Consider the following 24,741-nt stretch of genomic DNA (forward strand, 5'->3'; position numbering starts at 1 on the left):
TAGAGATAATAATTATGTTCCATAATATACTCCTACTTCTTACTTCTTATGCCTTATAGTTTTGTTATTTAATTCCTACATTTCTTTTTGTGAAACACAATTATTAGGCAATATCCATTAACAGGTTTTTTACCTTAAAAGTCATGCTTAATAAATATTTTATCAATTTATAGGTAGATAGTGGTTCATTCATCTACAGCAAATTGCAACCCATCGAAATTGAAAGCTATTACATGGAAATACGAAAGATCTTTGCTACAGATTTTAACCTATAACCATTAAATAATAAACCCCAATTTCTTATGTTTTACAATTACCGTTTTTTAATATTTGCATTTTTTTTTGTGATTCAAATTAATGCACAAACACCAGCAACGCCTTATAATTTACTAACTAGTAATGTTACTGCAGCATCCGTAGATTTGTCATGGGATGCAACTACAGATCCCGTTAATGCAATTACTTATAATGTTTATATAGATGACATTTTTCTTATAAACACATCATCTACGTCTTATCAAGCTTTAGGGTTGTCGGCAGATACCATGTATGTATTTACTGTAAAAGCTGAAGATGCTTCTAATAATGAATCTTTAGCAAGTAATGAAGTCGCAGTTATTACTTTAATAAGTTACTGTACTTCTAATAGTAATGTTTTTAATGAAGAATGGATATCAAACGTTCAATTAAACACAATAGACAACGATTCTGATAATCTAGCATACTCAGATTTTACTTCAGTTTCTACACTTCTAAATAAGGGAACACAGTATACTATTTCCGTAACACCAACATGGCCAAGTACAATTTGGAATGAAGGCTATTCAGTTTGGATAGACTATAATAAAGACGGAGACTTTGAAGATACAGATGAACAAGTATGGACACAAGGAGCTACAAAAAACACTCCAGTAACAGGTTCGTTTACAATACCAATGTCTTCTATTAGTGGAGAAACTAGGATGAGGGTATCAATGAAGTATAATGCTATTCCTGCCTCGTGTGAAAACTTTACTTACGGAGAAGTAGAAGATTATACAGTTAATCTTGTTGGTTCTAATGATTTAATTTATACCAATGGAACTTGGACTCCTAACGCTCCTTCTAGTTCAGCAATTACTAATAATGTATTAGTTTTAGATGGGAATTATAATATAAATTCAGACGTTATAGTTAATAATATTGAAGTTTCTGAAAGTGCAACAATGACTGTTTTAAAGAATGGTTCATTAACAGTTGAAGGTAATTTAACGTCTAATGGAAATGTGACGCTAGAATCAGATTCTAATGAATATGCTAGTCTAATTGTAGATGGCTATGTTGTTGGAGAAGTAATTTATAAACGTCACGCCAATGCATCTAGTGGAGGCAAAGATTTAATTGCTGCTCCTGTTTTAGGGCAACAATTTAATGATTTTCAAACAGCAAATTCTAATATAGTGAGCAATGGAGACGGTACATTATTCTTATTTGGTCCTTTTGAAAAGCCTACCAATGCGTATATTACTTATGCTAACACTGAGACCGCAAAATTGACAGCTTCAAAAGGTTATCGTACAGCTTCTACAGATAATGATACATTTACTTTTACAGGTTTAGTAACAACAAAGGATGTGTCTGCACCAGTATTTATTTCTGGTCCAACAACACCAGAATGGAATCTAATAGGTAATCCATACCCATCTTATATAAGTCTTAAGGAGTTTTTAAGTTTGAATAATTCAAAATTTAATACTGAGCGTGCAGGTGTCTATGGTTACGATGGAGACGCTTCTAATGGTTGGACCATATGGAACCAAGCATACGTTGATGCAAATCCTGATGCTAAAATCACTCCAGGACAAGGGTTTTTAGTAGGTACAAATACAGATGGGATTAATTTTGAATTTACACCTTCAATGCGTGTTATTGGTAATTCTGATGATTTTATTGCAGGTAGACAACAAGTTACAAGTATTTCACATTTACAAGTTATGCTTTCTAATCCATCTAAATTTTATAAGACAGATTTTTATGTAACTGACAATGCAACTTTAGGTCAAGATCCTAATTATGATTCTGAAATATTTGGAACATCTCCATCATTTGCTTTGTACTCGCATTTAGTTGAAGACAATTCAGGTAAAGCAATTGGTGTACAATCTATAGGAAACACAAGATTATCTGATGTTGTTATTCCTTTAGGTGTAAATATTGAAAACGGTGAACAAGCAACGTTTAGTGTTTCTGAAACAACCCTTAGTGGAGATGTTAATGTTTATTTAGAAGATAGAGAATCAAACACATTTACGCTTTTAAATGATTTAGACTACACTTTTACTTCGGATGTTGCGTTAGATGGGACAGGGCGTTTTTATCTTCGATTTTCAGAAGAAAGCACATTAAATATTAGCGATAATAAATTATCTAATATTAAAATCTACAATGTTAATGCATCAAAAACGATTGTTGTTAAAGGTGAATTGGATACAAGTTCTAAATTATCAATTTACGATATACAAGGACGATTGATAAAGGTAGAAATGTTGAGTACAAACAATAGTTTAAATGTTATCGAGGCATCATATTTAAGCACAGGTATTTATGTGGTGAAATTAAATAATGGTTTGCAAGAAAAGGTTCAGAAAATAATACTGAACGATTAAAGAAGATAAACAGATGGTAAAAGACGCTGATATTTGTCTATTTTGAAACAAGATTATTGATTTAATCTCAACCTAATTCATTTGGTGATTTCATTTATAAATTATCTTTAAAAAACAGAAATAGGGACGTTGTTTTCTGAAGCATTTTTTTTCCTAGTTTAGGCAAATGTAGCTGATTTCTTCAATAGTGCTGTGGTAAAACCGTAACTCTAAAAAAGTTGTTCACATTCAGTCGAAAACGTTTTCGTCAAATTGCGATATTAACATAATTTTAATACTTTCAGGGGAATAAAAATAAGTTTAACCCCAAAATATTAACAATAGGTATGAGAAAAAATTATTTTAATGGTGTTTGTGTAATCGTGTTTATGCTGTCGATTTTTACAGCTTATTCACAAACCGATCTTCAAAAAGAACAGATAACGAGTCGTTACGACAAACAAGCGATTCAAGAATTAAGTGAAAATTTTGATAAACAATCTAAAGCAGAAAAGGCTTTTGCTACGCAAATGGCATTAGTTAATGGTTGGCCACTTATAATTAAAACTGAAGATGCTTATATGGAACTTCAAAAAATTTCATCGGAAGGCCAACCTATTTATTACAGAACATTTAATGTTGCTGCTGCTAAGTCTACAAGAGCGAATCATTTAAATTCAGGTGGTTCTTTAGGCTTAAGTTTAGATGGTCAAAACATGGAAGCACATGTTTGGGATGGCGGTTTAGCACGTGCATCGCATCAAGAATATGATGGAGCAGGTGGTAATAACAGGTTTTCAATTGGAGATGGAACTTCAACTTTAAACTATCATTCCGCACATGTTACTGGAACCATAATTGCATCTGGCGTCGTTGCTAATGCAAAGGGAATGGCTCCTCAAGCGAGTGCTGTAGGTTACGAGTGGAATAATGACACATCTGAAGCAACTTCTGCGGCAGGAAATGGGATGTTAATTTCAAACCATTCTTATGGATATGCTGCTAGAAATTCAGCTGGCCAAGCACAACTACCGAGTTATTATTTTGGTGGTTATATAACGGATTCTAGAGATTGGGATGAAATTATGTATAATGCACCTTATTACTTAATGGTAGTTGCTGCAGGTAATGATGGTTCTGATAATTCTGCAAATAGTTCACCTTTAGATGGCAATACATCTTATGATAAGCTTTCTGGTCATGCAACCGCTAAAAATAATATGGTTGTTGCCAATGCTAATGATGCTAATATTGATGCTAGTGGAAACCTTGTAAGTGTCACAATAAATAGCAGTAGTAGCGAAGGACCAACTGATGATTACAGAATTAAACCAGATATTACAGGTAATGGAACTTCTGTATATTCTACATACGAATCAAGTGATACAGCATATGCCAGTATTACTGGTACGTCTATGGCATCACCAAATGTAGCTGGTTCTTTATTATTATTACAACAACATGCTAACAACATTAATGGAAGTTTCATGAGAGCTGCAACATTAAAGGGTTTAGCACTTCACACTGCAGATGATGCTGGATCTAATGGACCTGATGCTGTTTTTGGTTGGGGTTTAATGAATAGTAAGCGTGCTGCTGAAGCAATTACAAATAATGGTAACGCATCTATAGTTGACGAGTTAACATTATCTAATGGACAATCGTATCAAATCACCGTAGATTCTGATGGTATAAATGATTTGTATGCTTCAATTTCTTGGACAGATAGAGCTGGTACAGCATCAACATCTGTAAATTCTACAGCATCTAATTTGGTTAATGATTTAGATATAAGAGTTACTAAAAGTGGTACAACGTATACTCCTTGGAGATTAACAGGAGTGACTACAAACGGACAAGGTGATAATACTAAAGATCCTTATGAACGTGTCGATGTGGAAAATGCATCAGGAACGTACACGATTACCATAACGCACAAAGGCTCATTAACAGGTGGAAGTCAAAATTATTCATTAATTGTGACTGGTTTGTCAGCAACACCAGTAGTATGTAGCGCATCAACACCTACAGGATTATCAATTGATGGATTTGGGTCTTCTACAGCAACAGTATCTTGGGATGCTGTGTCAGGTGCGTCTTACGATTTTAGATATCGTGAAGTAGGAGCTTCTACATGGATCACATCTTCAGTTTCAGGAACAGCAACGTCTTTGTCCGGTTTATCTCCAGAAACGTCTTATGAAGTTCAGGTCAGAAGTCAATGTGCAGATAGTTCTACATCAAGTTATACAAGTTCTGTAAACTTTACAACAACAGAAGTGCAATTAAATTATTGTACATCTACAAGTAGTAATGTTAATGATGAATACATTAGTGGAGTGCAATTAGGAACTATTAATAATACATCAGGAGCACAATTTTATTCAGATTTTACAAACCTTTCAACAAATTTAACTCAAGGTCAAAGTTATACGGTAGCCGTGACGCCGACCTGGACAGGAACACAATATAACGAAGGGTATTCTGTATGGATTGATTATAACCACGATGGTGATTTCTCTGATTCTGGAGAACAAATTTTGTCGCAAGCAGCAACACAAACAACTCCTGTTAGTGGAAGTTTTACAATTCCATCAGGAACCTATTCTGGAGCGACACGAATGCGTGTGTCTATGAGTTATAATGAAATTCCTACTGCATGTCAATCATTTACTTATGGTGAAGTCGAAGATTATACGGTTAATTTAATTGCCGGAACTGCAGATACAACAGCGCCAGTTATTGCGCTGAACGGAGCATCAACCATTAATTTAGAAGTTGGTGATACTTATAATGAGTTGGGAGCAACAGCTACGGATAATGTTGATGGTAATTTAACGTCTAGTATTGTTATAACGGGAACTGTGAATACTAATTCTGCCGGAACATATACTAAATATTATAATGTAAGCGATGCTGCAGGAAATGCTGCCACACAGCTCACTAGAACAGTTATTGTCACACAGCCAGCGGATACCACTGCACCAGTAATTACGTTAACCGGAGCGTCAACCATTAATTTAGAAGTTGGTGATACGTATAGTGAGTTAGGAGCAACTGCAAGCGATAATGTTGATGGTAATTTAACAGCAAGTATTGTTATTACAGGAACGGTGAATACAAGTTTAGCAGGAACATATACTAAATATTACAACGTAAGTGATACCGCAGGAAATGCAGCAACACAACGCACTCGGTCTGTTGTAGTAACCCAACCTTCTACAGGTGATTGTTCAGGTGGAATTTCAACGTTTCCATATTCTGAAGGTTTTGAAAATACTTTAGGATCTTGGTCTCAAGGTTCTGGTGATGATTTTGATTGGGCAACAGGAAGTGGAACTACTCCATCAAGTAATACAGGTCCTTCTAGTGCGGATTCTGGTTCTTATTATTTATTTATGGAATCGTCTTCTCCTAATTATTCGACAAAAAGAGCCATTTTGAACTCTCCTTGTTTTGATTTAGGAAGTGCATCTCAAGCAACGTTTACGTTTAAATATCATATGTATGGAGCTTCTTCAATGGGAAGTTTAGCTTTAGAAGTGAGTGAAGACAATGGATCAACTTGGACAAGTGTTTGGAGTGAATCTGGAAATCAAGGAAATTCTTGGTTAACAGGTAGTGTAGATCTAGGATCTTACGTAGGATCTTCTATTCAATTACGTTTCAATGGCATTACAGGAACAACGTGGCAAGGAGATATGGCTATTGATGCTGTTGGTTTAACGACAGGTGGAGGCTCTAGTTCATGTTCTAATGTAGCATTGTCAATTACTTTTGATAATTACCCAGAAGAAACCGCTTGGAGTTTAATAGATGCATCAGGTAGCACAGTTGCATCTGGTGGAACTTACGGTTCTCAGGCAGATGGTTCTACATTAAATATTAATGTGGATTGTTTAGCAGATGGTTGTTACGATTTTGTAATAACAGATGCTTACGGAGATGGCATTTGCTGTTCTTATGGAAATGGCTCGTATACTTTAACGAATTCTGATTCGGGAATAACATTAGCTTCTGGAGCATCATTTACAAGCTCACAAACTACTAATTTCTGTTTGGGTAGTACAGGAAATTCAGTTTTAGATGTAAATCCTGGAGTCATTGCAGATAACCCTAATCAACATTTTAAAGTACATCCAAATCCTGTTAAACAAACACTTCATGTGGATTTAATTGGCTATGAGGCTCAAACTTTTGAAATTGTAAATATGTTAGGACAAGCCGTAGCAAAAGGACGATACACCTCAGTGATTGATGTGTCTCAATTTGATAGTGGTGTTTATATATTAAAATTAAATATTGGTGAGAAAACCAAAGTAAAGAGATTTGTTAAGGAGTAATATCTTAATGAATTAGTTAAAAAAGGAAAAGTCCAGATTTAAAATCTGGACTTTTTTATATATGTTTTATTTCATTATCATGAAGCAATTCATCTCCTCTTAATCTTAAGAAAATTTGAGCAACGGCAATCGTATCTTTTTCGCAATACACAACAATTCTGTCAATCTCTTTTTCTTTGTAATACACACGATAGACTTCACTACCATCAATATCATCTTTTGGTGATGGAATGCCTAACACGTTAGTTAATAATTTTAAAGAGGTATAGGTTTTATAATCTCCGAATTTCCAAAGTTCTAAAGTATCGAGATGCGGCACTTCCCAAGGTTTTTTGCCGAAGAGATTCAGTTTATACGGTAATTCTATGTTGTGGATAATCATACGTCTTGCGATGTATGGAAAATCGAATTCCTTACCGTTATGAGCACACAGTAAATGTTTGTTAGAACTAAAATGCGAAATCAATAAATTTTTAAAATCCTTTAATATCTTGATTTCATCTCCATAAAATGAGGTGACTCTAAAGTTTCGAGATTCACCTTCCATTTTAAAATACCCAACAGAAATACAAACTATTTTTCCAAATTCTGCCCAAATTCCTGCTCTATCATAAAACTCTTCTGCAGAAAACTCTTCTTTACGTTGATAACGCGATTTGGCGTCCCACAGATCTTGTTTGGTTTTATCTAAATCAGAGAAATTTTCCGTTTCCGGAACTGTTTCAATATCTAAGAATAATATGTTTTCTAAATTGAGTTTATTGATCATCTTTAAGTGTATAATTTACAATTAAAATAGCAAATAATAAGAGTTGAAAATAATATATAATTGACGAAATAATTAAAATTAAGTAATTTTCTGTAATGAACTCAGAGTAATTGATTGTTGCTTCGCGATAACCTTCAAACGATGAAATACCATAGATACCATACAGAATTTGTAAAACTTGAACAATAGCATAAACAATAATTATCCAGACTATTAACTTTATGAGTTTGTCCTTATTTATTGCTTTTTGCTTAGTAATCAATTTTAACAATACATGCACAGAAAGTATAAAAACAACTAACTGAACAATTTCCTTTATAATTATAATAAGCAAAGGATCTTGATTAATTAAAATTAGAAACTGGTTTATAATTTGACCAACAAAATATGCTAATTCAGCGGTTAGCAGTATCGAAAATCCACCGACTACTAAAAATAATAGATGTTCTTTTGTTATCAATTGGTCCTAGTTATAATTATTTCCCCATCATTTTATAAGCTTCTTCTATGTATAAACTAATATCATTTGTAAAAACACCAACACCAGCGTCTGGTGATTTTTTATGCCCTAATCTAACAATAATAACATTATCTTCTGGTTGTACAATAACGTATTGGCCAAGGTGACCACGCATCATAAAAAAGTCTTTACCAAATTGTTTTTTTAACCACCAACCATAGCCATATTCTGGACTTTCAGAAAATCTTGGCACTATAGATTTAGCCACAAAAGTAGAATCTAATATTTGTTTTCCATTCCATTTTCCATGGTCTTTAAAGAGTTTGCCATAACGCGCAAAGTCTTTAGCGTTACTAGCAATACAGCAATAAGCTTTTACTAAATCATGGTCTTCACTATCTACTTGCCAAAGGGTTTCGTTTTCAGAACCGAGTGGTTTCCAAAAGCTTTCTTCAAAATATTTATAGAGCTTTTTACCGCTTGCTTTTTCAACAACCATAGCGAGCATCTGTGTGTCTCCACTTGCATATTTAAAGGCTTGTCCAGGTTCTTTTTCCATTTTTAAACCATTCATTACTTTGGCTAAATCATCATCAAAATAAGCACGCGTTGTTATGGATAATGGTGAATAGTAAGCTTCGTCCCAATTAGTGCCAGAACTCATAGTAGATAAATCTCCAACGGTCATTTTTGCGGCTTTACCATCGCAAAAAGCAGGTAAAAAATCACAAACAGGTTGGTCTAAGTTTTTTATATAACCATCTTGTATGGCTTTAAACATTAAGCCAGAAACGTAGCTTTTTGCCATAGAAAATGAGTTGGTTTTAGAATCTTCATTAAAACCGTCGTAATATTCTTCAAACCACACACTATCGTTTTTTATGATGACATAAGCAATAGATTTCCAATCGGTATTAGCTGTTTTTAAATCATCAGTGGCTTCAACAGAATTATATGCTTTATGATTTGGCCAAGGTTGTGGATTATTACTTGCAGCAATCGCTTGATTATCGAATTTTTTATAATCTTCTAAATAAGCTGTAGAATGACCTGTTAGATAAATTGTTCTAACAGCTTTTAATAAATAATCTGTATCTGTGATATATAATGCAGCAATAACTACAGCAAGTAATATGGCTATAAATTTTAAAGTCTTTTTTAAGAATTTCATGTAGAGAGCGTGTTTATTTATTCGTTTTTCTTTTGGCTAGTTTCTCTTTATAAAACTGTTTATTGGCTATATAAAGTGTTTTATTAAAAGTAGCAATAATATTTTGTTCTGCATCTACTAGGTGCATTGTTTTAGTAATATCGGTTTCGTGATGCGTTGAAACAGATTCTTTTATGGCTTCTATTTCTTCAGTATTAAAAACAAATTCACCATAGATTGTTGCTTTTCCAGGTTTTTTGTAACGTGCTTTTACGGCTTTATCCCAAACTACATAATCGTCGCCAAGTAACTGAATTAATTGTATCATATAAATTGGATCTGTTGCAGAGAGCATACTTCCACCAAAAATTGTACCTGCGTAATTACGGTTTTTCCAATTTGGTTTTATTCTAATTTTTATAAACAGCAAATCGTCACTGACTTCTATGAGTTTTGCTGTTGTACGTCTATACATTGGCGACCAGTTAAAACCATATTTGTATATTGTTGAGGTTTTAAAAAAGCGTTTTAAGATTTCGGTCCCTTTTTTATACATTAAAATAAAGATTGTTGTTTGTAATCGCTTTCGTGATTTAGCAACCATTGTTTTCTATATAAACCACTAGCGTAACCTGTTAAGCTACCATCACTACCAATTACTCTATGACAAGGTACAATTATCCAAAGTGGATTTTTACCATTGGCGTTTGCTACTGCTCTTATAGCTTTAGGGTCTCCAAGTTGTTTAGATAATTGTAAGTATGAAAAGGTTCTGCCAAAAGGAATAGTCTCCAATTGGTGCCATACTTTTTTCTGAAAGGTAGTTCCTTCAGGATTAAGTTTTAAGTCGAAAGTTTTCCGGGTTTCGTTGAAGTATTCTTTAAGTTGAATCACACAATCTAATAAAGATTCTGGAATGGTATCTGATAGTTCTTCTTTTGTATCTAATATTGAAACCGAAGCAATGCCTTTGTCGTCTCCAACAATTTTGGCATGTCCAAGAGGTGTTTCAATATAGCATGTTTGCATTAATCCTCTGGCTTATCATTATCAATTATACCCAAACGTTTTGCTCTAGATTCCCAACTTTTTCGTGCTAATAATTGTAAATCAGACACGTTATCACTTTCATCCATGATTTCTAGACCAAGAAGTGTTTCAATAACATCTTCCATAGTTACTAAACCACTTAATGTACCGTATTCATCTACAACTAAGGCTAAATGATTTCTGCTTTCAATGAGTTGTTCAAACAAAGTTGGAATAGGTAAATTACGCTCTACAATAATGATACTTCGTTTAATTTCGGATAATAATTTAGAACCATTACCTAATGCCATTTCTTTAAAGACTTCAGCTTTTAAAACCAAACCTGTAATATTATCTGCTTCATTTGTAAAAACAGGAATTCGAGAAAAACGAATATTAGAATTTTCATTAAAAAATTCTTCAATGGTCATACTTTCATTTTCAGTTTTTACAACAGTACGAGGTGTCATTACATCCTTAGCTCTTACTTCTTTAAAATTTAGTAAATTCTTTATGACTTTACTTTCATTTTCTTCAAAAACACCTTCTTCATGAGCAATTTCTGTCATTGCCACAAAACCTTCTCTGCTTAAAACACTTCCATGCCCTTTACCACCAATTAGTTTCGTTGTCAATTGAAGTAACCATAAAATGCCTGTCCATTTTAGCGGAAATATTAAAATATTAAGCGCTTTAGTTGTAAAGTTGGCTAACTTTTTCCAATGTGTAGCACCAATCGTTTTTGGAATAATCTCTGAGGCTACCAAAATTAGTATGGTCATAACCGTAGAAACCACGCCAACCATAATATCTTCAGTAAAATTAATACCCAAAAAGGATTGCTTGGTAGTACCATAAATCTCAGCATAAGCGACTTTAGCTTGCACACCAACTAAGATTGCACCAACAGTGTGTGCAATAGTGTTTAATGTTAAAATGGCAATTAAAGGACGATCTACATCCTTTTTTAGTTCTTCTAATTCTTCTGCATATGCTTTGCCTTCTTTCTTTTTAAGATTAAGAAAAGTTGGCGTAATACTTAAAAGCACAGCTTCTAAAATAGAACATAAAAATGAAAAGAAGATGGATATGACAGCGTAAAAAATGAGTAAGCCCATTAATTGAAATTAAGTTTGTTAAGTACAAAGTTACAAAATGAATAGTTAAACATCTTATGCAATTTTAAGACATTATATTATTAAAGATTTTATAATTAGAAATTAAGCACAATTTGATGATTAACTTTCTAAAATAATACGTGTATTAGGAATTCCATATTGAGAAATACGCTCTAACAACTTCACTAAGTCTTTATTGTTTTTAAAATAGGCAAGAATACACAAGCTGTCTTCTCCTGTAATACGATCACAACGATGAACCTCGTCAAATCCTTTAATTTGATTATATGCAGTTCTTAATGTGCTAGATTGATGAATTTTTAGATTAATATAAGCTCTTGTATTGAAGCCTAATTTATCATGATTAAGTCGGAGTGAATAGCCTAAAATAATCCCTTTTTCTTCTAATTGTTTTACGCGTTTACCAACAGCAGGAGCAGATAAATCTACAGATTTCCCTATGGTTGCAAATGATTCTCGTGCGTTTGCATTAAGCATTTTTATAATTTTCTCGTCAATAGTGTCCATTTGTGGTTTCGAAATCAATTTATTGGTTATTTGATTGATTCGAAACTAAATATAGTAAAATTAATTGGATTGTTAATTAGAAATCTATGTTTGTTAAATGATTTTATAGCATCTTTTTAAAAATAACATATAATAAACTGAACTATTATGCACTTTATTTATTCAAAAAAATTAGAACATTTTGAATTCAATAGGAAGGAATAAATTAATAATATTTTCTACTTTATATCTAAAAATACTCCTGCACTGAATGATGGATTTGCAGCAATGATTTTTCCACTTAAAAGGGATGAGTAATTTAATGATAAACCGAGCTTTTTAGTCATATAATAAGAAACTTCTGCTCCTAAACCAACATATTCAATATTGTTAGCAAATATACTGCCTTGAGAATTTTGAGCATTTAAACTTCCGTTGTGTAAAGATTGTACGGTATTTAATCTGCCTATTAACCAAAATTTATCTTTGATTAACTGTGTGCCTAATTCTAATCCTGTGGTTAGTTGATCTGAAAAATCATTAGTTCTATTATTAAAACCAAAATATAATTTTCCATAAAAAGATTGATTATATAGTTTGAAAGATTTTCCTAAATTCAGTTGTAATAATTGATTGAATTCTCCATCGCCTGTTTGAAAACTACCGTCAGAACCTCCTTCGCTTTTTCCTGTTGGAAGTCCTAATTTAAATGTAGCAGATAACGCCCAAGAATTTTTATTTAAGATGCCATAGCTTACTCCTAAATCTATATCTCCGATAGAATTTACAGCTTCTCCTTTTGTTAGCAACTGACCTGTAGTTCCAGAAACAATATCATTTTGAGTTGTTCTTGAGAAAAAAGGAATGTATGCGATTAAATCCCATTTTTTAGTCAATCCGTATTGTCCATAAAAATTGAAATTAAAATTTGTTCGCGTAGCGTTAGGATCTTTATCGCCTGTGTCTGTATAATGTTCGTCTGATTCTAAGTACCAAGCAGAAACTTTGTAATAGCCTTTACCTTTGTCTTTTGTCCATTGAGAAAAAGAAAATTGAGAACCCAAAATGATGATTGCTAGTGTAGCAACTAATTTTTTAATTGTCATTGTAATTGTCTAAAGATGATGAATTAATCTAATATTTCGCCAGTTCCTACTTTTACACCAAAAGGTTGGCACCAATAAAGTAAATAGGTGTAATCGTTAATATTAGTATCAGGAATTGTGTAGTTGTGAGCACCATTAAAGACACTTACAGGTCCAACGCTATAAGCACCAGAGATTGAATTTGGGTTGTTGGTTAAGTATAAATAAAGTCCAGGTAAACTTGTTGTTGCTTGATAGTCACTATTTACAGAGAGTAGTAAGTTATCTGAGTTTTCTTGGTCTTGAAGCGTAAATGTTCCTGTAAGTAAGTAGCTGCTGGTTGTTACAATAGTTCCCGATTTTACAACAGGTTCTATTATAATAACAGTACCATTTTCAGAAACGGTAATTGAGAAATTTTCTTCTAAAAAAACGTCCTCATCTTGAATGCTAGCAGATATATTTGAAATACCTTCAGAAATGGCTGTTAGTAATCCAGAAGAATTAACACTAGCTACAGTTTCATTAGAACTGATCCAGGTCACCGTGGTTTCTTCTTCAATACCAATATTATTAAAATATGCTACGTTAAATTGATGTGTTTCAGAAGCAGGTAACGAACTAATAGGATTTAAAATTCTTAGCTCAGGTTCTATAAAATCTGTAATTATATCTTCGCCGATACAACTCGTTTGTAAAATGAGTATTGAAACAAACCAAAACGCGTACTTTCTTATCATAAAAATAGTTTTATGAATAAGTTGTCTTTTTTTAATTCAAACCCTTACAAATAAATATAATTATCTTAATTATTTAACAAAATGGTTAATTGATTTTTAGAGCAATATATTTCTGTTTATTGGATAATAGAAAGCTCTAATAATTTTAAAATATTGATTTATCCATTTATAATTTTAACCACGTCCTTAGCAAAATAACTAGCAATAATATCAGCACCAGCGCGCTTAATTGCAGTCACTTGTTCCATCATTACAGCATCATGATCTAACCACCCTTTTTCAGCCGCAGCTTTAAGCATAGCGTATTCTCCAGAAACTTGGTAAACAGCAATAGGAACATTGAAATTGTTTTTAATATCGCGTACAATATCCAAATAACACAAACCTGGTTTTACCATCACAATATCTGCACCTTCATTAATATCCATTTCCGTTTCTTTAATCGCTTCGTCTCTATTAGCAAAATCCATTTGATAGGTTTTTTTATCTTTTGGGATATCAACCACATCTACAGGTGCAGAGTCTAAAGCATCTCTAAAAGGCCCATAAAAAGCAGAGGCATATTTAGCCGAATAGCTCATAATACCTACATCAATAAGGTTAGATTGGTCTAAGGCTTCTCTAATTCCAATAATTCTGCCATCCATCATATCACTTGGTGCCACAAAATTAGCACCAGCTTCTGCGTGAGACAAACTCATTTCTGCTAAAGCTTCAACTGTTGCGTCATTTATTATTTTTCCACCTTCAACAATACCATCGTGTCCGTAAGATGAGTATGGGTCTAAAGCCACATCAGTCATTACTAACATTTGTGGGCAAACCTCTTTAACGGTTTTTATAGCGCGTTGCATTAATCCGTTTGGGTTCCAAGCTTCAGTACCTTTATTATCTTTTAATTTATCATCTACTTTTACAAATAGTAAAACTGATTTTAAACCTAAACTCCACAATAATTTTACTTCGTCTTTTAGTAAATCTAAACTGAAGCGATAGTAATTTGGCATTGATGCAATTTCTTCTTTTACGCCTTTGCCTTCAACCACAAAAAGTGGCACTAAAAAATCATTTGGTGTAATGTAGTTTTCTCTAACTAAACTTCTAATAGCCGCGTTAGTTCTTAGTCTTCTATTTCTTCGTAATGGAAACATGATTATGTATTTTAGACTTGTTAGGCGTTGTGCTGAAGTTAATTCAGTATCTAAAACCTGACAGGTTTTTTATGATTACTTTTATCACTCACAAAGTTAACTAATAAAACCCATTTCTGAGTGCTCAAATCCCTAGATGATTTAGAATTTATTTTTCCATGGCGAAGCTATCAGGCCGAACTTTTAAAGCATTTTAATAGCCATATTGCAGACAATCATTTTCACGTGATTGCACCGCCTGGTTCAGGGAAAACCATTTTAGGATTAGAGATTGTTAGGAAACTAGGAAAGAAAACATTGGTGTTGGCGCCCACATTGACCATTAGGAATCAATGGGAAAGTAGATTGCAGTCTTTTTTTACGAAAAACTCTAATTTTGAGGCTTTTTCTTTCGATTTGAAAGCACCTAGCGACATAACATTTTCCACCTATCAATCGCTTCATGCGTTTTACAAAACCTTTGAAGATAAAAACGACTATTACCAATTCTTCAAATCCCATAATATTGAAACTTTAGTTTTAGACGAAGCCCATCATTTAAAAAATGCATGGTGGAACTGCTTAATGGATTTAAAACGGAATTCTCAGTTTTACATAGTGTCATTAACCGCAACACCACCTTACGATAGCAGTAGAGCAGAGGTGTCTAAATATTTTACCCTTTGTGGCGAAGTTGATGATGAAATTGCAGTACCAGATTTGGTGCGCGAAAAAGATTTGAGTCCACACCAAGATTTTGTATACTTCTCAAAACCCGAAGATTTAGAGATTAATTTTATTGTTGATTTCAGACGAAATATTTCAGATTTTAAAGACGAATTATTAAAGGATGAAACTTTCATTAACTTTTTAATTGAACATCGTTTTTATAAAAACCCAAATTGGCATCTGGATGAACTTTATACCAATACCGAATATTTTTCTGCGATTCTCATCTTTTTGTATGCCTGTGGATTTGAAATCGACCATCAAAAATTAGAAGTTTTAGGTTTTGATGAAAAGGAAATGATTCAGTTTCCTGAACTCGATTATCAATGGTTAGCTATTTTGTTTCAGAACATCTTAGTTGCAGATAGAGAACATTTAATAGAACAAGAAAAGTACGTTTCAAAATTAGAAAAACGATTACGAAAACTTAATGTTTTTGAGCGGAATTCGGTAGATTTTATTGGCGAGCAACTACTTTATAAATCCCTTTCTAACAGCCCAAGTAAGCTAAAAAGTATAGTCAGTATTGTAAATGCAGAACGTGAAAGTTTAAAACGAGATTTAAGATGTGTAATTCTTACGGATTATATTCGGAAAGAATTTTTAAATATTAATGATGAAGAAATTGAAGACATCGATAAAATTGGTGTGCTTCCTATTTTTCAATATGTAAGACATTATTGCGATAAACCCGAAGAATTAGCAGTGCTTTCTGGTAGTATTGTAATTATTCATCAATCTATTTTAAGACATTTTGAAGTGATTGAATCTTTAGATTATTTTTCATTGTCGCCATTACAAATAGACGAATCATTTTTGCTAGTAACCTCAAAAGGTAAACCCAAAAATTCCGTTGTAAGCATTATTACACAACTTTTTGAAACAGGATATATTAGAGTTCTCGTTGGTACAAAATCGTTGTTGGGCGAAGGTTGGGATGCACCATCTATAAACAGTTTAATTTTGGCTTCTTTCATTGGTTCGTTTGTATCGTCTAACCAAATGCGAGGCAGAGCCATTAGGAAAGATTTAGATTCACCTAAAAAAACAGGAAACATTTGGCATTTGGCATGTGTGGACCCAACCGATTTAGATGGCGGAAAAGAAGTAGATACTTTAAAGCGACGGTTTGAAGCATTTGTTGGTGTCACAAACAGTACGATTCCTTTTATTTCTAATGGTTTTGAGAGGTTGAATATTCCTGATGAAATTCCTGTAGAATCTATTGATGCGTTAAATGAATCGACATTAAATGTTGCTACAAAGCGAATTTTAATTACCGAAAAATGGAATAATGCCATCGGAAAAGGTACCAAACTAACCAAGGAAGTAAAGATTTTACATCAAGGAGAACGACCATTTAAAAGGCAAAAACAAATTTATTATTTTGATGTGCTTCGGTTTTTTGTAGTAGAATTATTAATTACAATGACGCTTTTTTATGTAGAATTTATAGCCAATAGTTTCAATTTCATTTTACAAAGAGGTGTGCTTTATTTTGTTTATGCATTTGTTGCAGCCTTTGTTTTTATGTTTGGATATAAACTTTATAAAGCCATAAAACTCTACATTCGTCATGGTTATCTCTATAAAAAGATTGGCAAAATGGGATTAGCCATTCTCGATACTTTAGATGAATTGGGATTTATCACTTCCAATAGAAAGGACATTACAGTTAATTCTTATTTATTAGGAAAAGGCGATGTGGTTTGTAATTTAGTAGGTGCAAATGCGCTCGAAAATTCATTATTTACAAAGGCATTGAGCCAACTATTAGAACCTATTGAATCGCCTAGATATTTAATTATAAAAACAAATCTTTTTAGAAAGCATTTTAATGTTGAAAATTTTTATCCTGTTCCAGAGTTGTTTGGCGATAAAAAAGAAAATGCTCTCGTATTTCAAAAATATTGGGCGAAGTATTTAGGAAGAAACAAGCTGTTTTTTACGCGTAGTGTTGAGGGTAGAAAACTGTTGTTAAAAGCACGATTAGCTCATGTTTATAATGCTTTTAAGGAAGTGACTAAGGAAGTTATGGTTTGGAAATAGCTTTAAGATAAATAAAGAGAAGACCTGCTAGGTTTTTAAAACCTGCTAGGTCTTAGTTTTATTGTTTATTCACTCAATCCTAAGTAATACCAATGCTTATCTTCTTTAATAAAAGCAGACTTTTCGTTAATGACGTCTACTTTTCTATTTTCAAAAAAATAAGCGTTAAAGGTAACAATTCCTTTAATATCATCTGCTGTGCCTTTTAAGGTTTCTAATACTTCTAGTCGAATCCATTGTACGGATTTTGCCCATTTCACAATGGCTTTTTTCTCTTTTATTGGTCGTGTAGAACTATGATGTGTTGCCATTAAATAATCGCCATCTGCTAAAACAAACGCACTATAGCGCGAGCGCATCAGTTGCTCAGCTGTTTCTGTTTTTCCGTTGCTGCGATGGAATATTTCGCAGCATTCTTGGTAGGTTTTGGTATTTCCGCAGTGGCAATTCATGGTTGCTATTTTTTAGAGACCTGCTAGGTTTGAAAAACCTGCTAGGTCTGAGATAGTGTCAATTGTTTATACCCAATCCACAGGGTTTTGCAACACCTTAATCAATTTTTCTTCCTCGCTTCCTTCTTCCGGATGATGGTCGTAAACCCATTGTACATGTGGTGGTAAACTCATTAGGATACTTTCTATGCGTCCATTCGTTTTTAATCCGAATAATGTGCCTTTATCATGCACCAAATTAAATTCTACATAACGTCCTCTTCTAATTTCTTGCCAATCGCGCTGAAGTTTTGTGTATTCTAAATGCTTTCGTTTTTCAACAATTGGTACATAAGCTTCAAGGAAACTATCGCCAACTTCGGTTACAAAATCGTACCAGTTTTGCATACTCATTTCATCTGTAGCTTTACAATAATCAAAGAATAAACCACCTAAACCACGACCTTCATTTCTATGAGCGTTATAAAAGTATTCATCGCATCGTGATTTATACTTCGGATAAAATTCTGGGTTATGCTTATCGCAAGCGGTTTTACATGTCTGGTGGAAGTGTTTGGCATCGTCTTCAAACAAATAGTAAGGCGTTAAATCTTGTCCACCACCAAACCATTGGTCTACGATGTTACCTTCTTTATCATACATTTCAAAATAGCGCCAATTCGCATGCACTGTCGGAACCATTGGATTTGTTGGGTGTAATACTAAACTTAGTCCACAGGCGAAAAAATCGGCATCTTCAACACCAAAGTATTTTTGCATACTATCTGGTAATTTTCCATGAACGCCAGAGATATTTACACCTCCTTTTTCAAAAACGTTACCGTTTTCTATAACGCGAGTTCTTCCACCTCCTCCTTCTGGTCGTTTCCAATTATCTTCTTGAAATTTAGCTTTGCCGTCTACTTCTTCAAGCTTTGAAGTGATAGTGTCTTGTAGTTGGTGTATGTATTTGAAGAATTTGTTTTTCATTGAAGACCTAGCAGGTTTTTCAAACCTTGCAGGTCTAGAATCATCATCGTATTCCATATTTAATTTAGTCGATATATTAATACTATGTGCGTCTTTAAAGTTTTCTAAATCATCAAATAATGAAATGATATAAGATTTTTTTGAACTAATTAAAGTGTTATTTATAGTAAAGTAAGATTGAAAGGAAGAGAACTTATAGTGTTGAAAATCTTTAACAATATTATGATTTTCAGGATTTTTATGAATATATAATATGAGTTGTTTTAGATAATCTTCATCTTTAATTTGTTTTCTTTTGAAAGGTCTTTCAAACAAAGCTCCTGTTCTTGAATTCTGCTTATTAAAAGCTTTAGTATAAGCATTAAATAAATTGGATAAAGCTTGATTAATTTCTTTTGTTTCTGAAGTGACTTCAATGGCGAAATGAAAATGATTGTTGAGTAAACAATAGGCTAAAACATTAACTTTTGTACTTAAATATATAGATACTAACTTTAGAAAATAAGCCATATTATTTTCATCCTGAAAAATAGTTTCGCTATTGATTCCACGATTATAAATATGATAGTAATTTTCTTTTTTTAGTAATTCCATAGTTTATTTTAAAACGCAAAATAGACCTGCTAGGTTTTTAAAACCTGCTAGGTCTGTATAGTTCACAACTCCATATCTAAAGGCGATTCTCCAATTGGCGTAAATTCATTAATTAAAGTTTTAACCCATTTAAAATCATTTTTTAAAGCCACTTTTACGCTAGATAAATTGTTTTTATGGGCAATAATTTGAAGTGTTTCTAATCCTAAATCAGTAAATGCATGTTTTGACAACATTTTAACTGCTTTTGAAGTTAATCCTTGCCCTTCAAAAGTATAACCAATACAATATGCAAATTCGCCTTGTTTGGTTTCCCAATCGAGTTCTTTGATGTAAATAAGTCCTGCAAGCTCTCTGGTTTCAGAATGTTTTAATGTGAATAAAAATGTTTCTTTCTCTTCAAATTGTTTTACCATCTTTTCAACAAATAATTGAGATAAAGTTGGGTTGAGATTTTGTTCTAAAGTTTTTGGAAAATAACGTTTTAATCTATCTGCATTAGAGACACAAAAATCACATACTTTCCAAGCGTCGCCTAAATGCATGGGATTGATTTCAAAACCGTTAAATTTTGCTGTCATCTTTAAGTATTAAGATGTTTAGGTGTTTCAAAACTATTTGTAGGTCTAGCTATTCTGTTTTCAACTTCTAAAAGTTCAACCGTTTTTAAAGTAGCAGCTGTTACACTTAATGGTAATACGATGATAACTCCAATTACTGGGATAAATAAAAACAGCATAAATACAAGCCCATTTCCAATAGCTACTCCTCTATATTTTCTAACAAATTGAAGACTTTCTTTATATTTAAAATGACGTTCTAAGGTATAGTCCATGTTTCCAAAACCAGCATAGTAAGCCTGCACTAAAAACAATAGTATGGTAGAAGCAATACTGCCAATTAATGGAATAATGTTTAGTAATAATATTGGTATGGTAACCAATAATTCTTTACCAAGGTTTCTAACATTAATGCGTATACCTCTCCATAATTGCTCTTGAAAAGTCGTTTTTCTATGATTATGTCTTTCTATTCCTGTTAAGTGTGCTTCTATTTTTTCTGAAACCGGACTCATAAATGGTGCAGATAATGCCATTATAATATGCTTATATAATATTAAGCCAATCGCAATAATCATTAGGCCTCCAATAAAAGTGGCAAAAGAAGTAAAGGTTTCTTTTCCCCAATCCCAAAACCAAATTTTAGCTATAAAGCGACCCATATTATCAGAAAGACCATAGGTGAAAAGCCCAATAATTATTGCCGTGATTAGGCTGATAATAATAGGAACTGCAAAATATTTCCAAAGTTTTAGTTTTGAAATCAACGCAAATGTGCCTGAATAAGCTTGTATACCCTTGACTATATTTTTTATCATATTATTGTTTTTGATGATGATTACTTAAAAGACGCAAAAACAGGCTTTAAGTTACAATAATTGATGACTAAACTTACTGCGCTTTATATTCTTTTACAGCATCAATAAATGCTTTGGCATTTTCTAATGGAATGTTTGGTAAGATTCCGTGACCTAAATTAACGATATATTTATCCTTTCCAAAATCGTTAATCATCTGAGTAACCATTTTTTTGATTTCAGCAGGTGGCGAAAATAAACGTGTTGGGTCAAAATTACCTTGTAAAGTGATATTTCCTCCTGTTAAGTAGCGTGCATTCTTTGCAGAGCATGTCCAGTCTATACCTAAAGCAGAAGCTCCAGATTTAGCCATAGTATCTAAAGCAAACCAACAGCCTTTTCCGAAGGCAATAACTGGTGCATCATCTTTTAAGGCATCAATAATTTGTTGAATATATTGCCATGAAAATTCTTGATAATCTACTGGTGACAACATGCCTCCCCAAGAATCAAAAACTTGTACAGCATTACAACCCGCTTTCACTTTTTCTTTTAAATAAGCAATCGTAGTATCTGTAATTTTTTGTAATAATTGATGTGCAGCAATAGGGTTTGTAAAACAAAATTCTTTGGCTTTATCAAAGTTTTTAGAACCTTGCCCTTGCACACAATAACATAGGATAGTCCATGGCGAACCAGCAAAACCAATTAACGGAATTTCGTCATTAAGTTTTTCTTTGGTTGCTTTTATAGCTTCGTAAACATAATTTAAAGCTTCTTTTACATCTGGAACAATGACATTATCCACATCTTTTTGAGAACGAATAGGATTTGGTAAATAAGGACCGAAATTAGGTTTCATCTGAACCTCAATATTCATGGCCTGAGGAATTACCAAAATATCTGAAAACAAAATAGCAGCATCCATACCATAACGACGAATCGGTTGTACGGTAATTTCACTTGCTAATTCTGGTGTTTGGCAACGCGTAAAAAAATCGTATTTAGCTTTGATTTCCATAAACTCTGGTAAGTATCTACCAGCTTGACGCATCATCCATACTGGTGGGCGTTCTACCGTTTCTCCTTTTAATGCTCTTAAAAATAAATCGTTCTTTATCATGTTATATTTCTTTATTTCTTAAATCGTATTCTTCTTGTCCTATGCAATAATTTTCAATGTCTTTATTGTTTCCGTATACGACTAATGTATCATTTTCTAGTATTATAGTTTCGGAATTTATCCGACCAATACTTTCTTTAATAATTCGTTTTTTACCTAATAAATTACTTATCTCTTTTTCACGGATAATAGTAATTAGTGTCAGTTTATATTTATTTGTTGTATCGAGTTCCTTTAATGTTTTTCCAAAAAAGTCTTTTTTAGCTTTTACTTCAGAAATTGTAAAGTTATTGTCTAATTGATAATTCTCTAAAGTAGATTTAAAATTTATTTGCTGCGTTAATCGTCTTGCAGAATCTTGCTCTGGATGAATTATGCTATGAACACCCATAGCTTCTAAAACGGTATCGTGAATTGGTGATAATGCACGACTAATAATCTTTACATCACATAGTTTTTTAATAATAGCGGTTGTAATTATCGCAGCTCCTTCATTTTCACCAATAGCAACTACAATTTTATCGGCATCTTTTAATGGTACAGCATTATAAGCTAATTCTATAGTAGAATCCATACAAATGGTATGCGAGACTTGGTCTTTTAACCAATTAATCTTTTCCATTTCTTTGTCTATAGCAATAACCTCGTTGCCTGTTTCGGTTAAGCTCAATGCCAATGCATTTCCGAAATTCCCTAGTCCGATAACAATTACTTTCATCTTCTAAAAATTATAAGCCTCGCAAAGCGTTTAGTTAATTAAAATATTTTCTTTTGGATACTCGTAAAACTGATGATTAATTTGACGTAACAATCCTAGCATTAAATTTAGCATACCAATTCTACCTATAAACATTATTACAATTATCACATATTTACTTGATTCGCTTAAAGTAGGTGTGAAATTTAAACTTAAACCAACAGTACTAAATGCAGAAAAACATTCAAACACAACAGTTAAAATAGGTGTGCCTTTGGGTTCAAATATTAATAAAGCCATGATAGAAATTCCAATGACAATGAGCGATATAAATATAATTGCAAATGCTCTAGATGTCGATTCTGAGGATATTCGTTTTCCAAAAATTTCAATTCGACTTTTACCTTTTGCTACCGTCAAAATATTTAATACAGCTAATGCAAATGTACTCGTTTTTATACCACCACCTGTTGAAGCAGGTGAAGCACCAATCCACATTAAAAATATGATAAACAACAACGAAGGTACCGTCATTTTACTATAGTCCACCACATTAAAACCTGCTGTTCTCGGTGATACAGAACTAAATGCGGAATTGGTTAATTTTCCTATTATGGTGGTGTGTTCTAATAAGGTATTGTTGTATTCTGATATAAATAAAAACACCCAACCTACAATTAATAAAATAACAGTAGTATAAATAACAATCTTAGTGTTAAGAGTTATAATATTAATACGCTTATGTATGCCGTGATTTTCGAATAATTCGAAAATTGAAATTTTAATTTTTTTAAAGAAATTAAATATAATGTTATGACCTAATCCGCCTAAAATAATAAGTATCATTATCATCCATTGAAACCCATAGTTAAAACGAATGCTTTCTTCGAACAAACCTGATGGTAAAATAGAAAACCCTGCATTACAAAATGCTGAAATAGAATGAAAAACAGAAAAGAAAACTTTATCTGAAATTACTGCGTTTTCTGATATGGAAAAATAAATAAAAATAGCACCTATAATTTCTAATGTTAATGTAAAAGTCACAACATTTAGTGCAGCACGAAAAACATCTTTTAGGCCATCTTGTGCAATAAAATCTTTAGTATTTAAGCCTTCTTTAAATGATGAACTTCCTCTAAAGAAAAATGCAAAAAAAGACGTAAAGGTTAAAATACCTAAACCACCTAATTGTATTAAAACTAAGATAATTGATTGACCTGTAAGTGTGAAATCTTTGCTAGTGTCTAATACGGCTAAACCAGTAACACAAACAGAACTCGTTGAAGTAAATAAAGCATTTGTAAAACTAATACCATTGGTTGTGGCACTTGGAAGCATTAGTAAAAATGCACCAAGAATCGCTAAAATTAAAAAACTACCAACAAACACAATAGCAGGATTGAAATAAAGCTCATAGATATAGCGTACAAAAACAAGAAGTCTTAATAGAAAGTATAAAACAAGTCCTAGCTCTAGTATTGGTTTTATTTTTTGTAATATAAAGTGATAGTCATTGTTAATATGTATAATAGAGACTATTATTGATATTAAGAGTAAAACAGAAATAATTATAATATTTACTAAGGCTACTCTTTTCTTATTTTTATACTTATAAATATAAAGTTTGGCAGTATTAAATACAATTAATAAAAGTGATAAAACGATTAACCCTAAGACATGAGGTGAGGTAAAATTATCGGAATGGTCATAACCAAGGTCGATAATAATAAAAAATAGAACAATGATATCGAAAAATCGATAAAGGTAATTTAGCCAAGATTGTTCTTTTAATTTTGACATTTTAAGAATCTGG

20 protein-coding genes are annotated in these 24,741 nt (G+C 32.6%); 3 read left to right on the forward strand and 17 right to left on the reverse strand.

Annotated features, from left to right (window positions below; all coding sequences use genetic code 11):
* Positions 1 to 302 precede the first annotated feature (302 nt).
* Together ACJJVO_RS12855 and ACJJVO_RS12860 are read left to right on the forward strand one after the other, a co-directional pair.
* Entirely contained in the window at positions 303 to 2,645 is a 2,343-nt protein-coding gene (locus ACJJVO_RS12855) for a GEVED domain-containing protein (RefSeq protein WP_405574795.1), read from the forward strand.
* A 326-nt stretch (positions 2,646 to 2,971) separates the two neighbouring features.
* Entirely contained in the window at positions 2,972 to 6,967 is a 3,996-nt protein-coding gene (locus tag ACJJVO_RS12860) for an immunoglobulin-like domain-containing protein (protein ID WP_405574797.1), read from the forward strand.
* 55 nt (positions 6,968 to 7,022) lie between these two features.
* On the opposite strand, the gene ACJJVO_RS12865 is transcribed toward ACJJVO_RS12860, so the two are convergent.
* The 10 genes from ACJJVO_RS12865 to hemB form a co-directional block, all read right to left on the reverse strand.
* The gene (locus ACJJVO_RS12865; protein ID WP_405574799.1) at positions 7,023 to 7,736 is read right to left on the reverse strand and encodes a 3'-5' exonuclease; all 714 of its coding nucleotides are present in this window, start codon (positions 7,734 to 7,736) and stop codon (positions 7,023 to 7,025) included.
* Positions 7,726 to 8,196, reverse strand: coding sequence for a hypothetical protein (locus ACJJVO_RS12870; protein ID WP_405574800.1), 471 nt, complete (start codon positions 8,194 to 8,196; stop codon positions 7,726 to 7,728). The genes ACJJVO_RS12865 and ACJJVO_RS12870 overlap by 11 nt, the downstream gene beginning before the upstream one ends.
* 16 nt (positions 8,197 to 8,212) lie before the next feature.
* Positions 8,213 to 9,367, reverse strand: coding sequence for a serine hydrolase domain-containing protein (locus tag ACJJVO_RS12875; RefSeq protein WP_405574802.1), 1,155 nt, complete (start codon positions 9,365 to 9,367; stop codon positions 8,213 to 8,215).
* 13 nt (positions 9,368 to 9,380) lie between these two features.
* Positions 9,381 to 9,902 carry a PaaI family thioesterase gene (locus tag ACJJVO_RS12880; protein ID WP_405574804.1) on the reverse strand — a complete coding sequence of 174 codons (522 nt, stop codon included), beginning with the start codon at positions 9,900 to 9,902 and terminating at the stop codon, positions 9,381 to 9,383.
* Complete coding sequence (locus ACJJVO_RS12885) at positions 9,902 to 10,375, reverse strand: methylated-DNA--[protein]-cysteine S-methyltransferase (RefSeq protein WP_405574806.1); 474 nt, start codon at positions 10,373 to 10,375, stop codon at positions 9,902 to 9,904. The genes ACJJVO_RS12880 and ACJJVO_RS12885 overlap by 1 nt, the downstream gene beginning before the upstream one ends.
* Positions 10,375 to 11,493, reverse strand: a complete 1,119-nt coding sequence (locus tag ACJJVO_RS12890) for a CNNM domain-containing protein (protein ID WP_405574808.1) — start codon at positions 11,491 to 11,493, stop codon at positions 10,375 to 10,377. Before ACJJVO_RS12890 ends, ACJJVO_RS12885 begins: the two co-directional genes overlap by 1 nt.
* A gap of 120 nt (positions 11,494 to 11,613) precedes the next feature.
* Positions 11,614 to 12,021, reverse strand: coding sequence for an Lrp/AsnC family transcriptional regulator (locus tag ACJJVO_RS12895; protein WP_405574809.1), 408 nt, complete (start codon positions 12,019 to 12,021; stop codon positions 11,614 to 11,616).
* 218 nt (positions 12,022 to 12,239) lie between these two features.
* A complete protein-coding gene (locus ACJJVO_RS12900; RefSeq protein ID WP_405574811.1) occupies positions 12,240 to 13,106 on the reverse strand; it encodes a hypothetical protein in 867 nt (288 codons plus the stop codon).
* 23 nt (positions 13,107 to 13,129) lie between these two features.
* Entirely contained in the window at positions 13,130 to 13,825 is a 696-nt protein-coding gene (locus ACJJVO_RS12905; RefSeq protein WP_405574813.1) for an Ig-like domain-containing protein, read from the reverse strand.
* A gap of 158 nt (positions 13,826 to 13,983) precedes the next feature.
* Positions 13,984 to 14,976, reverse strand: coding sequence for a porphobilinogen synthase (gene hemB / locus ACJJVO_RS12910; RefSeq protein ID WP_405574814.1), 993 nt, complete (start codon positions 14,974 to 14,976; stop codon positions 13,984 to 13,986).
* Positions 14,977 to 15,096: 120 nt separating this feature from the next.
* Here hemB and ACJJVO_RS12915 point away from each other — a divergent pair, with 120 nt between their 5' ends.
* A complete protein-coding gene (locus tag ACJJVO_RS12915) occupies positions 15,097 to 17,733 on the forward strand; it encodes a DEAD/DEAH box helicase family protein (RefSeq protein WP_405574816.1) in 2,637 nt (878 codons plus the stop codon).
* A 65-nt stretch (positions 17,734 to 17,798) separates the two neighbouring features.
* On the opposite strand, the gene ACJJVO_RS12920 is transcribed toward ACJJVO_RS12915, so the two are convergent.
* From ACJJVO_RS12920 to ACJJVO_RS12950, 7 genes are all read right to left on the reverse strand, one after another.
* Positions 17,799 to 18,185 (reverse strand): YchJ family protein, encoded by a 387-nt coding sequence (locus tag ACJJVO_RS12920; RefSeq protein WP_405574818.1) that lies wholly within the window; start codon positions 18,183 to 18,185, stop codon positions 17,799 to 17,801.
* A gap of 66 nt (positions 18,186 to 18,251) precedes the next feature.
* On the reverse strand, positions 18,252 to 19,154 hold the full coding sequence (gene hemF / locus ACJJVO_RS12925) for an oxygen-dependent coproporphyrinogen oxidase (protein ID WP_405576947.1): 903 nt from the start codon (positions 19,152 to 19,154) through the stop codon (positions 18,252 to 18,254).
* A gap of 656 nt (positions 19,155 to 19,810) precedes the next feature.
* A complete protein-coding gene (locus ACJJVO_RS12930) occupies positions 19,811 to 20,329 on the reverse strand; it encodes a GNAT family N-acetyltransferase (protein WP_405574820.1) in 519 nt (172 codons plus the stop codon).
* 2 nt (positions 20,330 to 20,331) lie between these two features.
* Entirely contained in the window at positions 20,332 to 21,126 is a 795-nt protein-coding gene (locus ACJJVO_RS12935) for an EI24 domain-containing protein (protein ID WP_405574822.1), read from the reverse strand.
* 73 nt (positions 21,127 to 21,199) lie between these two features.
* Entirely contained in the window at positions 21,200 to 22,228 is a 1,029-nt protein-coding gene (hemE, locus tag ACJJVO_RS12940; protein ID WP_405574824.1) for a uroporphyrinogen decarboxylase, read from the reverse strand.
* A gap of 1 nt (position 22,229) precedes the next feature.
* Positions 22,230 to 22,946 (reverse strand): potassium channel family protein, encoded by a 717-nt coding sequence (locus tag ACJJVO_RS12945; protein WP_405574825.1) that lies wholly within the window; start codon positions 22,944 to 22,946, stop codon positions 22,230 to 22,232.
* A gap of 30 nt (positions 22,947 to 22,976) precedes the next feature.
* On the reverse strand, positions 22,977 to 24,728 hold the full coding sequence (locus tag ACJJVO_RS12950) for a TrkH family potassium uptake protein (protein ID WP_405574827.1): 1,752 nt from the start codon (positions 24,726 to 24,728) through the stop codon (positions 22,977 to 22,979).
* Between the last annotated feature and the right edge of the window lie 13 nt (positions 24,729 to 24,741).

The sequence above is a fragment of the Winogradskyella sp. Asnod2-B02-A genome (assembly GCF_045063645.1).
In the GTDB taxonomy this organism is placed as follows: Bacteria; Bacteroidota; Bacteroidia; order Flavobacteriales; family Flavobacteriaceae; genus Winogradskyella.